The 12,668-nt window shown below is 72.7% G+C and carries 12 protein-coding genes; 4 read left to right on the plus strand and 8 right to left on the minus strand.

Annotated elements, in window-relative coordinates; translation table 11 throughout:
• Positions 1-20: 20 nt before the first annotated feature.
• The gene (locus J2S58_RS06860; RefSeq protein WP_205256023.1) at positions 21-1,115 is read right to left on the minus strand and encodes an adenosine deaminase; all 1,095 of its coding nucleotides are present in this window, start codon (positions 1,113-1,115) and stop codon (positions 21-23) included.
• 50 nt (positions 1,116-1,165) lie between these two features.
• On the minus strand, positions 1,166-2,464 hold the full coding sequence (locus J2S58_RS06865; protein WP_205256102.1) for a thymidine phosphorylase: 1,299 nt from the start codon (positions 2,462-2,464) through the stop codon (positions 1,166-1,168).
• Positions 2,465-2,617: 153 nt separating this feature from the next.
• On the opposite strand from J2S58_RS06865, the gene deoD reads away from it, so the two are divergent.
• On the plus strand, positions 2,618-3,322 hold the full coding sequence (gene deoD, locus J2S58_RS06870) for a purine-nucleoside phosphorylase (protein WP_205256022.1): 705 nt from the start codon (positions 2,618-2,620) through the stop codon (positions 3,320-3,322).
• A complete protein-coding gene (locus J2S58_RS06875) occupies positions 3,319-4,089 on the plus strand; it encodes a creatininase family protein (RefSeq protein WP_205256021.1) in 771 nt (256 codons plus the stop codon). Before deoD ends, J2S58_RS06875 begins: the two co-directional genes overlap by 4 nt.
• 7 nt (positions 4,090-4,096) lie before the next feature.
• Here J2S58_RS06875 and J2S58_RS06880 read toward each other — a convergent pair whose 3' ends face one another.
• Entirely contained in the window at positions 4,097-5,479 is a 1,383-nt protein-coding gene (locus tag J2S58_RS06880; RefSeq protein ID WP_205256020.1) for an amidohydrolase, read from the minus strand.
• A gap of 125 nt (positions 5,480-5,604) precedes the next feature.
• Here J2S58_RS06880 and J2S58_RS06885 point away from each other — a divergent pair, with 125 nt between their 5' ends.
• Together J2S58_RS06885 and J2S58_RS06890 are read left to right on the plus strand one after the other, a co-directional pair.
• The gene (locus J2S58_RS06885; RefSeq protein ID WP_205256019.1) at positions 5,605-6,003 is read left to right on the plus strand and encodes a RidA family protein; all 399 of its coding nucleotides are present in this window, start codon (positions 5,605-5,607) and stop codon (positions 6,001-6,003) included.
• Positions 6,004-6,058: 55 nt separating this feature from the next.
• Positions 6,059-6,964 carry a class I SAM-dependent methyltransferase gene (locus tag J2S58_RS06890; RefSeq protein WP_205256018.1) on the plus strand — a complete coding sequence of 302 codons (906 nt, stop codon included), beginning with the start codon at positions 6,059-6,061 and terminating at the stop codon, positions 6,962-6,964.
• A 20-nt stretch (positions 6,965-6,984) separates the two neighbouring features.
• Here J2S58_RS06890 and J2S58_RS06895 read toward each other — a convergent pair whose 3' ends face one another.
• The 5 genes from J2S58_RS06895 to J2S58_RS06915 are packed head-to-tail and all read right to left on the minus strand — an operon-like array spanning position 6,985 to position 12,578.
• The gene (locus tag J2S58_RS06895; protein ID WP_205256017.1) at positions 6,985-8,214 is read right to left on the minus strand and encodes an amidohydrolase family protein; all 1,230 of its coding nucleotides are present in this window, start codon (positions 8,212-8,214) and stop codon (positions 6,985-6,987) included.
• Complete coding sequence (locus J2S58_RS06900; RefSeq protein ID WP_205256016.1) at positions 8,211-8,633, minus strand: cytidine deaminase; 423 nt, start codon at positions 8,631-8,633, stop codon at positions 8,211-8,213. Before J2S58_RS06900 ends, J2S58_RS06895 begins: the two co-directional genes overlap by 4 nt.
• Positions 8,633-9,889, minus strand: a complete 1,257-nt coding sequence (locus tag J2S58_RS06905; RefSeq protein ID WP_370881857.1) for an ABC transporter permease — start codon at positions 9,887-9,889, stop codon at positions 8,633-8,635. Before J2S58_RS06905 ends, J2S58_RS06900 begins: the two co-directional genes overlap by 1 nt.
• A 23-nt stretch (positions 9,890-9,912) precedes the next feature.
• Positions 9,913-11,022: an ABC transporter permease gene (locus J2S58_RS06910; protein ID WP_205256014.1), complete on the minus strand. Its 1,110-nt coding sequence runs from the start codon at positions 11,020-11,022 to the stop codon at positions 9,913-9,915.
• Positions 11,019-12,578, minus strand: a complete 1,560-nt coding sequence (locus J2S58_RS06915; protein WP_306826809.1) for an ABC transporter ATP-binding protein — start codon at positions 12,576-12,578, stop codon at positions 11,019-11,021. The genes J2S58_RS06910 and J2S58_RS06915 overlap by 4 nt, the downstream gene beginning before the upstream one ends.
• Between the last annotated feature and the right edge of the window lie 90 nt (positions 12,579-12,668).

The raw sequence follows: 12,668 nt of genomic DNA on the forward strand, positions 1-12,668 counted from the left end.
ACAGCCCGGGCCGGGCAGGGTCAGCCCTGCTCGAGCAGCCGCCGGTAGCCGGGTTTGATCACCGTCTCGATGATCTCCAGGCGTTCGTCGAACGGCAGGAAGGCGGACTTCATCGCATTGACGGTGAACCACTGCAGGCGGTCCCAGCCGTAGTCGAAAGCCTGCGCCAGGGCAGTCATCTCGCTGGTCATCGTGCAGCCGGACATCAGCCGGTTGTCGGTGTTGACGGTGACCCGGAACTGCAGCCGGGCGAGCAGGCCGATCGGGTGCTCGGCGATGGACGCCGCCGCTCCCGTCTGCACGTTGGAGGTGGGCGCCATCTCCAACGGGATCCGTCGGTCCCGGACGTATTGGGCCAGCCGGCCGAGCACGGGCTCGCCGGCGCGGTCGAACGAGATGTCGTCGACGATGCGGACGCCGTGGCCGAGCCGGTCGGCCCCGCACCACTGGATCGCCTCCCAGATCGACGGCAACCCGAAGGCCTCACCGGCGTGGATGGTGAAGTGGGCGTTCTCCCGGCGCAGGTACTCGAACGCGTCCAGGTGGCGGGTGGGCGGGAAACCCGCCTCGGCGCCGGCGATGTCGAACCCGGCGACCTCCTGGTCGCGGAACTGCACGGCCAGTTCGGCGATCTCCCGGGAGCGGGCGGCGTGCCGCATGGCGGTGAGCAGCAGTCGCACCCGGATGAACTCGCCGCGGTCGGCGGCGACCGCCGAGCCGGCCCGGAAGCCGTCGAGCACGGCCTGCACCGTCTCGGCCAGCGAGAGGCCCTGCTCCACGTGCAGTTCGGGGGCGAAGCGCACCTCGGCGTAGACGACGCCGTCCGCGGCCAGGTCCTGCGCGCACTCGGAGGCCACCCGGATCAGCGCCTCCCGGGTCTGCATGACCCCGACGGTGTGGGTGAACGTCTCCAGGTAGCGCTCGAGCGAACCGCTGTAGGCGGACTCGCTGAACCAGCGGGCCAGGTCGGCGACGTCGGTGGTGGGCAGGTCCCGGTAGCCGGTCTGCTCGGCCAGGTCGATCAGCGTCGCGGCACGCAGGCCGCCGTCGAGGTGGTCGTGCAGCAGCACCTTGGGGGCGCTGCGGATGGTCTCGGAGGTCAACGGTGCAGGCATCCCCGGACGGTACCCACCCCCGGGTCCGCCCCGGGTACGTCGTCGGCGGGTCAGCCCAGCACGAAGTCCAGCGGCTCCCGGATGACCTGCAGGATCCGGGACGACGGGGTGACCGGGGTGCCCGGCTCGGCCAGTCCCACCGCCCGGTCGAGCGCGGTCAGCGCGGCGGGGAACGCCGCCGGAGTGTCGGTGTGCAGCTCGAACAGGACCTGACCGACCTCGACGGTGTCCCCCGGCCGGACGTGGCAGAGCAGCCCGGCGGCGGCCTGCACCGGGTCCTCCTTGCGGGCACGCCCGGCGCCGAGCAGCCAGGCGGCCTCGCCCACGGCGCGAGCGTCCACGGTGCGGACCAGGCCGGAATCGGTCGCGCGGACCTGGTGCCGCTCGCGGGGGGTGGGCAGCGGGGCGTCCGGGTCGCCGCCCTGCCCGCGGACGACGGCGCGCCAGGTGTCCATCGCCCGCCCGGAGGCGAGCACCTCCGCCGGGTCGGCGTCCAGGCCGGCCAGCTGCACCATCTCCCGGGCCAGGGCCAGGGTCAGCTCGACCAGGTCCGCCGGCCCGCCGCCGGCGAGCACCTCGACCGACTCGGCCACCTCGACCGCGTTGCCCACGGCCACCCCGATCGGAGAAGACATGTCGGTCAGCAGTGCGGACGTCCGCACCCCGTGCGCCTGCCCGAGACCGACCATGGTGCGGGCCAACTCGGCCGCCGCGGAGAGATCGGTCATGAACGCGCCCGACCCGACCTTCACGTCCAGCACCAGCGCGTCGGTGCCCTCGGCGATCTTCTTGCTCATGATGGACGCGGCGATCAGCGGGATGGACGCCACGGTGCCGGTGACATCGCGCAGCGCGTAGAGCTTGCGGTCGGCCGGGACGAGATCGGCCGACGCGGCGCAGATGACCCCGCCGACGTCACGCAGCATCGCGGTGAACGCATCCGGGGTGAGCAGCGGCTGCCAGCCGGGGATCGCCTCCATCTTGTCCAGCGTCCCGCCGGTGTGCCCCAGCCCCCGCCCGGACAGCTGTGGAACCGCCGCCCCGCACGCGGCGACCAGCGGGACCAGCGGCAGGGAGACCTTGTCGCCGACCCCGCCGGTCGAGTGCTTGTCCACGGTCGGCCGGCCCACGCCCGAGAGATCCAGCCGCACCCCGGAGGCGATCATCGCGTCGGTCCAGCGGCCGATCTCGCCGATCTGCATGCCGTTCAGATAGACGGCCATGGCCAGGGCGGCCATCTGCTCCTCGGCGACCACACCCCGGGTGTAGCCGTCGATGACCCAGTCGATCTGCGCGTCGGACAGCACGCCGCCGTCCCGTTTGGTCGCGATGACCTGCACAGCGGTGATCGGACCGGTGGCTCCGGGCGTCTCGGACACGGCGACTCCTTCCGGCCGGGCACCTCCCCCGGCCTGGCGACGACGGTAGCCGGGTGCGGGCGGCGACGCGGCGCGGGCGGCCGCCGGAGTCGTGACGGGTCCGCGCCGGGAGAGAATGCGGCCATGAGCACCCCCCACCTGAGCGCTGCCCCGGGCGAGATCGCCCCCCTGGTCCTGATGCCCGGCGACCCGCGCCGGGCCCGGCGGATCGCCACCGCCTTCTTCGACGAAGCCCGCCTGGTCACCGAGGTCCGCGGCATCGAGGGCTGGACCGGCACCTACCGGGGCACACCGATCTCGGCGGTGGCCTCGGGCATGGGACAGCCGTCCATCAGCATCTACGCCACCGAGCTGTACCGCTTCTACGACGTGCAGCGCATCATCCGGGTCGGCACCGCCGGCGCGATCGCCGACGATCTGACCCTCGGCGAGGTCGTCATCGGCTCGGCCGCGCACACCGACTCCGCGTTGGCCAACCGGGTGCCCGGCGTGCACTACTCGCACGCCCCGTCCTTCGAGCTGCTGGCGGCCGCCGTGCAGGCCGCCCGGGCCGCCGGCGTCACCCCGCGGGTCGGGCCGATCTTCAGCTCGGACGCGTTCTACGGCAACCGGCCGGACACCATGGCCGCGCTCCTCGCGCACGGCACACTGGCCGTGGAGATGGAGGCGGCGGCGCTCTACGGGGTGGCGGCCGAGCACGGTCGCGAGGCGCTGACCCTGGCCACCATCACCGATCACCTCAGCCGCGAGGAGAAGATGACGGCCGACGAGCGCGAGACGTGCTTCGAGCAGATGACCGGGTGGGCGATCGCCGCCCTGCTGGCATGAGCGCGGCCGGTCCGGACAGCCTGTCCTGGAAGCGGTTCGGCGACCGGCTCGCCGCCGGGGCCGTCCCGCTGCTGCCGTTCGGCGCGTACGAGCAGCACGGTCCGCACCTGCCGCTGTCCACCGACACCGTCATGGCCCAGGGGCTCACCCGGCGGCTGGCGACGGTCCTGCACGGCGAGGTGGACACCCTGGTGCTGCCGCCCGTGGAGTACGGGCAGACCACCGACAACGACGGTTTCCCGGGCACGCTGACCCTGTCGTTCGACACCGTCCGGGCGATCGCGCTGGATCTCGCCGCCGCCCTGCACCGACAGGGTGCGCGCTGCCTGGTCGTCGTGAACGGCGACTTCGGGAACCAGGCGCCGCTGCGGGTCGCGGCCCGGGAATCCGTGCAGCGCTGGGACTTCCCCGTCCTGGTCATCAACTACCCCGGGATGGCCGAGGCCGCGGACGCGGCGCTGACCAGCGAACCGGCCGGGTACGGGCTGCGGCACGCAGACGAGTTCGAGACCTCGATCATGCTCGCGCTCACCCCGGACGACGTGCGGATGGACACCGCCGTCGCCGAGTACCCGGAGTACCCGGCGGTGTTCCCCGCGCTGCAGATCGGGCTGCACGAGCTGTCGGTGACCGGGGTGTTCGGCGACCCGACGGCGGCCACCGCCGAGAAGGGCGAGGCCCTGCTCGAGCGACTGTCCGCCGCGGCCGCGGAGCTGGTGCGCGCCTTCGTGTCCCGCGTCGACGGGGATCGGGCGTCCGGGGGCTGACCCGGGCTCACGGGTGGGCGGCGTAGTCCTGGATGCTGCGGCCGTGCGAGACGTCGGTCAGCGCGGCCAGCCGGGGTGCCAGGGCCTGCGCCACCGCGGGGACGTCCACGGTGAGCAGCCGTCGGCCCTCCATCAGCACCTGGCCGGCCACGATGGTCGTGCTGATGTCGGCCGACCGGGCGCTGAACACGAGCGTCGAGGCCAGATCGTGGATGGGTTGGGTGTGCGGGCCGGACAGGTCGACCAGGATGATGTCGGCCTGGTGCCCGGGGGCCAACGACCCCACCTGGCCGGCCAGGCCCACCGCCGCCGCGCTCTGCAGCGTGGCGTGGTGCAACCCCTGCCGGGCGGTCATCCAGAGCTCGTCCTCCTCGACGGCCTTCTGCACCAGGCAGGTGAAGAGCAGGCTCTCCCACACGTCCAGGGTGTTGTTCGACGCGGCACCGTCGGTGGCCAGCCCGACGGCGACCCCGGCCGAGACCAGGCTGCGCACCGCGGTGGTCTCGGTGCCGTTCTTCAGATAGCCCTTGGGGGCACTGCCCACCCCGACCCGGCCCTGCGCGCGGGCCAGCAACGGCAGGTCCTCCTGGACGACGCCGCGGCCGTGCGCGATGAGCACCCGGCCCTCCAGCAGACCGGTGTGGTCGAGCACCCCGATGGGGGTGAGCCCGCGGTTCCCCCGGCTGGTCCGGGTCTCCGCGCGGGACTCCGCCGCGTGGATGTGCACGAGGATGTCCTCGTCCTGGGCGATGCGGGCGGTGGCACGCAGATCGTCGTCGTCCACGGTGTACGCGCCGTGCGGGGCCAGCGCGGTGGTGATGCGACCACCCGCGGCACCGCGGTACTCGCGGGCGAAGTCGGCCGAACGGGCCAGGCCGGCCGGGCCCTCGGAGGAGAAGAAGGTCCAGCCCAGGTTGGCGCGCAGGCCGCTCTCGTCGACCGCGGTGGCCACCCGGTCCATCGAGAAGTAGTGGTCGGCGAAGGTGGTGACGCCGGCGGCGATCATCTCGGCGCAGGCCAGCCGGGCGGCCAGCTCGACGTCGTTCGGCGTCAGGTTGACCTCCATCGGCCAGACCTTCTTGTTGAACCAGTCGACGACGCTGACGTCCTCCGCCGCCCCGCGGAACATCACCATCGGGCTGTGCGTATGGCAGTTGATGAACCCGGGCATGGCCACCTGGCCGTGCCCCGCGATGGTGCGGGCGGCCCGCACCCCGGCCAGCTCCCCCATCGGCGCGACCGTCTCGATCAGTCCGTCCCGGACGACGATGCCGGCACCGGGCAGGAAGTCCACGGCGCCGTCCGGGCCGTGCACCAGCGCGGTCACGTCGCTGATCAGCAGATCGGCCTGCGGGGTGGCGGCGGCGGCGGAGGTCGTCTCAGCGGTCATCGTGCGGCCGTCCTTCTCGTCTCGGGGCATGGTGCGGAACGGTAACGGGCGCACATGACGGCCGGACGTCCGACGCCGAGCCGGGCGGCCCCTTGTCGTCGGACCGGGCCACGACGAGGATGCCGGTGAGCACCCGGGAGGCCGGCATGGCGCGAGAGATCATCACCACCCCGCAGGCGCCGCGTTCGCCGCTGTACAGCCAGGCGGTCAAGGTGGGGGCGCAGGTCTTCGTCTCCGGGACGACCGGCCTCGACGTCGGCACGGGCACGTTGCCGGACGGGATCGGCGCGCAGACCCGCCAGGCACTCGCCAACTGCGCGGCCATCCTGCAGGCCGGCGGCGGTGGCCTCGCCGACGTGGTGGAGGTGGGCGTGCTCCTCGCCGACCCGGGGGACTTCGCCGGCATGAACGAGGAGTACGCGCAGTGGTTCCCGACGGACCCCCCGGCCCGGTACGCCGCCAAGCTCGGCGCCGAGATCCCGGGGCTGCTCGTCTCCATCCGGATGACCGCCGTCCTGACCTGATCTCCCGCCGGGCATGCTGGTGCGGCCGGAGACGCCCGCCCCGAGGAGACCACCTGTGACCGAGCTGCCCGCCGCCACCCTCGACACCCTGGTCGACGCCCTGCGCTCGGTCCGGGACGGCGACCGGGAGGCCGCGCTCGAGCACGCCCGCTCCGTGCAGGACCGGTCGTTGCTGGGCCGCGCGCTGGCCGACCACCTGCTGCGGCCCGCCGACGAGCCGGTGTACGACTCCCCCGCCGCGTTCCAGGCGTTCGTCCGCGGCGGCGGCAACATCGAGCTGTACGACCGCACCGTCGACGTCCTGGCCGGCTCGTACCGGTCCGGGACCCTGCTGGACATCGGGTGCGGCGACGGCCGCGCCCTGGTTCCCGCCCTGCTGCAGGCCGGCGACGCCGCCCCCGACCGCGTCGACCTCGTGGAACCGTCCGAGGCGCTGCTGCGGGCCTGCCGGAACGACCTCTCGCTGCGCTTCCCCGATCTACCGGTCCGCGCCGCGGCACAGGGACTCACCGAGGCCCTGGCCGATCCCGACACCGCCGACGTGACCTGGGATCTGGCCCAGTCGACCTTCGCCCTCCAGTCGGTCGAACCGGACGAGCGGGCCGCATGCCTCCGGGCGCTGGCTCCCCGGGTGGGCGAGCTCGTCGTCGTGGACTTCGACGTCGACCACCCGCCGGCCGGGTCCGATGCGCACCTGCGGGACCGGGCCGAGCGGTGGGAACGCGGACTGGCCGAGTACGACGCCGACCGGGCCCTGGTCGCCCAGGGCTTCCTGGTGCCGGTGCTGCTCGGCCAGATCGCCCCCGCCGACCCGTCCACCGCCCGCACCAACTGGGAGCACCCCGCCGCGCACTGGGCGCAGCAGGTCACCGACGCCGGGTTCACCGACGTCCGGGTGGAGCGACTCTGCGACTACTGGTCGTCGCCGGCGTTCGTGCTGCGCGCCACCGGATCCCGCTGACCTGACGATCGGCGCGCCGCTCAGCCCGGCAGGGCGCCCGAGGCGAGCCGGCCCCGGCAGACCACCGCGGCCACGTCCTCGACCCGCAGGTCGGCCGCGCGCTCCCACGGTCGGCCGCGCATCAGCACCAGGTCGGCACCGAGGCCCGGCCGCACCGAACCGGTGACCGACTCGAGCCCGAGAGCCCGCGCGGCGACCGAAGTCCCCGCCCGGAGGGCCTGCTCCGGGCCGTACCCGAGCACCTCGACCATCCGGACCAGCTCCCGCCACTGGTCGCCGAACTCCAGGAAGTAGCCGTTGGCGTCGGTGCCCAGGACGAACGGCACCCCGGCCGCCGCCGCCTCCCGCAGGGCCGTGTCGCGGTGCTCCATCAGCGCGGCGGCGATCTCCTGCGCCTCCGCGCTCACCGGCACCTCGGCGCGGGCGATCATGTCGTTGATCAGCAGGGTGGGCGCGATGGTGACCGGCCCGCCGGCCATCCGCGCGGCCTGCTCGGCGGTCAGCCCGGTGCCGTGCTCGATGGAGTCGACGCCCTCGGCCAGGGCGATGTCGATGCCCTCCGCGGAGTGGGTGTGACACGCCACCCGCATGCCCAGCGCGTGCGCCTCGTCGACGGTCGCGGCCAGCTCGGCACGCGTGTGGTTGCGCCAGCCCACCTTGTCGCCCATGGAGAGCACGCCGCCGCTGGAGTAGATCTTGATGCCGGTCAGCCCCGCGCGCGCCCAGCGACGCACCAGCGCCCGGCAGGCGTCCGGGCCGTCCGCGGTGGGCGGCCGGTCCTTGACCGCACGGGGGGTGAACAGGTCCAGGTGCCCGGCCGTCATGCCGACCGGCCCGGAGGCGAGCAGCCGAGGCCCGTGCAGGATGTCGCCGTCGAAGACCCGGGCGATACCGGCCTGCGTCTCGTCCGCACCGAGATCGCGCAGAGTGGTGACCCCGGCCCGCATGGCCCGCTGCGCGTTGGCCGCGCCGTGCAGCGCCTGCTCCTGGACCTCGGTGACCAGCGGCCAGCTGAAGGTGTCGAATCCCTTGACCCGGTCGCGCCCACCGGCGAAACCCAGCAGGTGCACGTGGGTGTCGACGAGCCCCGGCACCAGGCTCAGCCCGGTCTCCGGCCCGCCGCCCGGAGTGACCTCGGTGATGAGACCGTCGGCCCACCTCACCGTGCCGACGCCGAGATCGCGCTCCCCGTCCCAGATCCGGACCCCGGTCACCGACCCGTGCGGGCCCGTCACACCGGGGGCGGTCACGCGGGCAGGTGTTCCGGGCCGAAGGCCTCGGGCAGCACCCAGGTCATGTCCTGCGGGCCCTGCGGAGTGTCCACCAGAAGCTCCGGGCCGCCGAACTCGTACAGCACCTGACGGCACCGACCGCACGGCATGAGCAGATCACCCTGGCCCGACCGGCAGGCGACCGCGACGAGCCGTCCACCACCGGTCAGCCGCAGCTGCCCGACCAACGCGCACTCCGCGCACAGCCCGAGCCCGTAGGACGCGTTCTCCACGTTGCACCCGGTGATGAGCCGCAGAGCGCCGGCATCGTCGACGGCCAGCGCGGCCACACCCACCTGCAACCCGGAGTACGGGCAGTAGGCCAGGTGCGCCGCCTGCACCGCGGTCTCCCGCAGTGCGGCCCAGTCGATCGCCGAACCCCCATCGGTCCCCGTCATCACACCCCGCCCTTCCGGTACGTCATGCCATCGGCCTTGGGGGGCCGGAGTCGTTGCGAGGCCAGGCCCATCACCAGCAGGGTGATCGCGTAGGGCGCCGACTTGACCAGCTGACCGGGCAGGGCGTCGGTGGAGGCGAACCACCAGATCGAGAACGCGGCGATGACCAGCGACACGATGGCCACCACCCGATTGCCCTCGCGCAGCTGCATCAGCGCGACCACGGCCAGCGCGATCGCCACCAACAACAGGAAGGCGTGCATCGCCGTGCCGGAGGAGTCGAACAGCTGCACGCCGTCGGTGTAGCCGAAGAGCAGGGCGCCGGCGGCCATGCCGCCCGGTCGCCAGTTGCCGAAGATCAGCGAGGCCAGACCGATGAACCCGCGGCCGGCGGTCTGCCCGTTGACGAACTTCAGGCCGACGACCAGGAACGCCCCGGCCAGGCCGGACAGCGCCCCGGAGACGATGACGCCGATGTACTTGTACTTGATGACGTCGATGCCCAGGGACTCGGCGGCGTAGGGCGCCTCGCCGACCGACCGCAGCCGCAGACCGAGCCGGGTGCGCCACAGGATGAACCCCGACGCCACGATGAGCACGATCGCCAGCACCGTCAGCAGGGACAGCTGGGTGGTCAGGCCGCCCAGCACACCGGCCAGGTCGGAGACGAAGAACCAGCCCTTGCCGGCGATGTCGCCCAGCCAGTCCGACAGGCCGGGCACCGTCACCCGGTACACGTCCGACACGGGCGGTGACTGCTGCTCGCCGCCCCCGGGGGCGGTCGCGAAGAGCAGTTGGGCCAGGAAGAGCGCGAGTCCCGGGGCCACGATCGAGATCGCGACACCGGCGATGATGTGGTCCACGCCGAAGGTGATGGTGGCCAGGCCCAGCAGCAATCCACCGAGCACACCGCACAGCACCCCGGCCACGACTCCGGCCCACGGCCCGTACTGCCACCCGATCCAGCCGGCCCCGAAGGTGCCGAGCACCATCATCCCCTCGAGCCCGATGTTCACCACGCCGGCCCGTTCGGACCACAGCCCGGACAGACCGGCCAGCGCGATCGGCACGGCGGCGGTGATCGCGGCCTGGATGGCGCCCACCGAGGTCAGGTTGTTCGCCCCGGTCAACAGCCGCACCAGCGAGATGACGGCGAGCAGCGCGGCCACGACGACCAGCCAGCGCACCGGGCTCATCCCCCGGCGGGTGGACTTCGTCGCCCGCAGCAGGGGCGCGCTCTCGGTGCTGTCGGGCAGGCCCCCGATTCCACTGGTCAGGCTCATGCCGACACCGTCTCCTTGCTCGGGGCGGTCAGCGCGCGGGCGACCTCACGTTGTTCGAGGTTGACCCGGTAGCGCCGGACGAGTTCGTAGGCGATGACCACGGACAACAGGATGGTGCCCTGCATGATCACCACGAGCTGGTTGGGCACCCCGACCCCCTGCAGGGCGTTGGCCGACTGGCCGAGCGCCGACCAGAGCAGCGCGGCGAACACCATGCCGACCGGGTGGTTGCGGCCCAGCAGGGCGATGGCGATACCGGTGAAGGCCAGGCCGGACGGGAAGTTGATCGAGTACTGCTGGGCGGGTCCGTTGAGCAGCTCGGGCATGCCGACCAGCCCGGCGACCGCACCGGACAGCAGCATCGCCGAGACGGCCATCTTCTTGGCGCTGATCCCGCTGGCCACGGCGGCGGACTGGTTGAGCCCGGTGGCCTTGATGGAGAACCCGAAGATGGTCCGGTTCAACAGGAACGCGTAGAGCACGCCGACGATGACGGCGATGATCGTCAGGGTGTAGATCGGGGTGATCGACCCGGTGACCGCGATGGTCGGCACCGTGCCGCCCTCGGTGATCTTCGCCGTACCCAGGTTGTTGCCCTCCTGGACGGCGAGCCGGCCGGGGCTGAGCAGGTACGCCACGATCGCCGTGGCGATCGCGTTGAGCATGATCGTGCTGATCACCTCGCTGACCCCGCGGGTGACCTTGAGCCAGACCGCGATGCCGGCCCAGATCGCCCCGACGATCATGGCCGCGACGATCGTCATGCCGACCCGCACGACCGAGGGCAGCCCGGACATGAAGCTCGCCCCGGCCAGCGCGGCGGACAGCATGGCCGCCAGCCGGTACTGGCCGTCCACGCCGATGTTGAGCAGGTTCATCTTGAACCCGATGGCCACCGCGACGGCGGCCAGGTAGTACGAGCCCATCTGGTTGAGCGTGCCGACCAGGATCCGGGGCCGGGCGAACGCCTCGCCCATCGCCCCGAAGGCCTCGAACGGACTGTGCCGGGTGAGCAGCAGGATGACGCTGGACAGCAGGGCGGCGAAGATCAGCGCGCCGACCGGGGCAGCAGCGCCCAGGGCGAGCCGCCGGGAGGAGAACCTCATGCCTGCACCTGCGCCTCGTGGCCGCCGGTCATCGCCACGCCGAGGTCGTCGGGGGTGACCGTGGCCGGGTCGTAGGTGCCCACCAGCCGTCCGCGCAGGATCACGGTCAGGGTGTCCGACATGCCGATGAGCTCCTCGAGGTCGGCCGAGATGAGCAGCACGGCCAGGCCGGCCGCCCGTGCCCGGCGCAGATGTTCCCAGATCGCGGCCTGGGCGCCGACGTCCACGCCGCGGGTGGGGTGCGCGGCGATGAGCAGCACCGGATCGCCGCTCATCTCGCGCCCGACGATCAACTTCTGCTGATTGCCGCCGGACAGTGCCGCGGCCAGGACGTCGATGCCCGGGGTGCGGACGTCGAACTGCTCGACGATGCGGCGGGTGTCGGCCTTGGTCCCCGCCCGGTCCAGCAGCGCACCCTTGGCCACCGGCCTGCGGGTCTGGAAGCCCAGCGCGCGGTTCTCCCACAGCGAGCCCTCCAGCAGCAGGCCCTGCCGGTGCCGGTCCTCGGGGATGAAGCCGATGCCGGCCTCCCGGCGCTTGAGGGTGGACAGCGTCGAGATGTCCTGACCGGACAGGGTGATCGTGCCGCGGGTGATCGTCTCGATGCCCATGATCGCGTCGACCAGCTCGGCCTGCCCGTTGCCCTCGACCCCGGCGATCCCGACGACCTCGCCGGCGCGGATGGTCATCGAGACCTCGCTCAGGCTGTCCCGGCCGTCCGGGCCGGTCAGCCCGACGCCGGTCAGCGTGAGCACGGGCCGGTCGGTCACCGTGGACTCCCGCAGCTCGGGGACGGGCAGCGCGGAGCCGACCATCATCTCGGCGAGCTGGCGGTTGGTCACCGTGCGCGGATCGGCGGTGCCCACGGTGGTGCCGCGGCGGATGACGGTGATCTCGTCGGCGACGGCGCGGACCTCGTCGAGCTTGTGGGAGATGAACAGGATGGTCAGGCCCTCGGCCTTGAGCTCGGCGAGGTTGCCGAACAGCTCGTCGACCTCCTGCGGCACGAGCACGGCGGTGGGCTCGTCGAGGATGAGGATGCGGGCGCCGCGGTAGAGCACCTTGAGGATCTCCACCCGCTGCCGGGCGCCGACCCCGAGCTCCTCGACGAGAGCGTTCGGATCGATCCCCAGGCCGTACCGCTCGGCGATCTCGCTGATCTGGGCACGGGCGCGTGCCCCGGCCAACCGCCCGCCGGAGACCGGCTCGGCCCCCAGGACGATGTTCTCCCAGACGGTGAGGTTGTCGGCCAGCATGAAGTGCTGGTGGACCATGCCGATGCCGGCCGCGATGGCGTCGGCCGGGGAGGTGAACTCCTGCGGGCGGCCGTCGATCTCGATGGTGCCCTCGTCGGGGCGGTGCAGCCCGAACAGGGTCTTCATCAGGGTGGACTTGCCGGCGCCGTTCTCCCCGACCAGCGCGTGCACGGTGGCCCGCCGCACGGTCAGGTTGATGTCGGAGTTGGCCACCACACCCGGGTAGCGCTTGGTGATGCCGGTCAACCGGACCGCCGGCGCCCCCGCGTCGGGGGCGGCCTGTGCTGGTTGTGCGCTCACGTGTCGTCCGATCCTCGCCCGTTCGGGGGGTCGGGACCGGGCGTCGTCGACCGGTCCGCAGGGGTTGCCCAGGGGAACTCACCGATGAAA

It is taken from the genome of Nakamurella flavida, assembly GCF_030811475.1.
In the GTDB taxonomy this organism is placed as follows: domain Bacteria; phylum Actinomycetota; class Actinomycetes; order Mycobacteriales; family Nakamurellaceae; genus Nakamurella; species Nakamurella flavida.

Excerpts from the sequence above, each read along its gene's own strand:
- J2S58_RS06900 (WP_205256016.1), bottom strand. The coding sequence starts at position 8,633 with ATGACGGGGACCGATGGGGGTTCGGCGATCGACTGGGCCGCACTGCGG.
- J2S58_RS06910 (WP_205256014.1), bottom strand. The coding sequence starts at position 11,022 with ATGAGGTTCTCCTCCCGGCGGCTCGCCCTGGGCGCTGCTGCCCCGGTC.
- deoD (WP_205256022.1), top strand. The coding sequence starts at position 2,618 with ATGAGCACCCCCCACCTGAGCGCTGCCCCGGGCGAGATCGCCCCCCTG.
- J2S58_RS06875 (WP_205256021.1), top strand. The coding sequence starts at position 3,319 with ATGAGCGCGGCCGGTCCGGACAGCCTGTCCTGGAAGCGGTTCGGCGAC.
- J2S58_RS06880 (WP_205256020.1), bottom strand. The coding sequence starts at position 5,479 with ATGACCGCTGAGACGACCTCCGCCGCCGCCGCCACCCCGCAGGCCGAT.
- J2S58_RS06860 (WP_205256023.1), bottom strand. The coding sequence starts at position 1,115 with ATGCCTGCACCGTTGACCTCCGAGACCATCCGCAGCGCCCCCAAGGTG.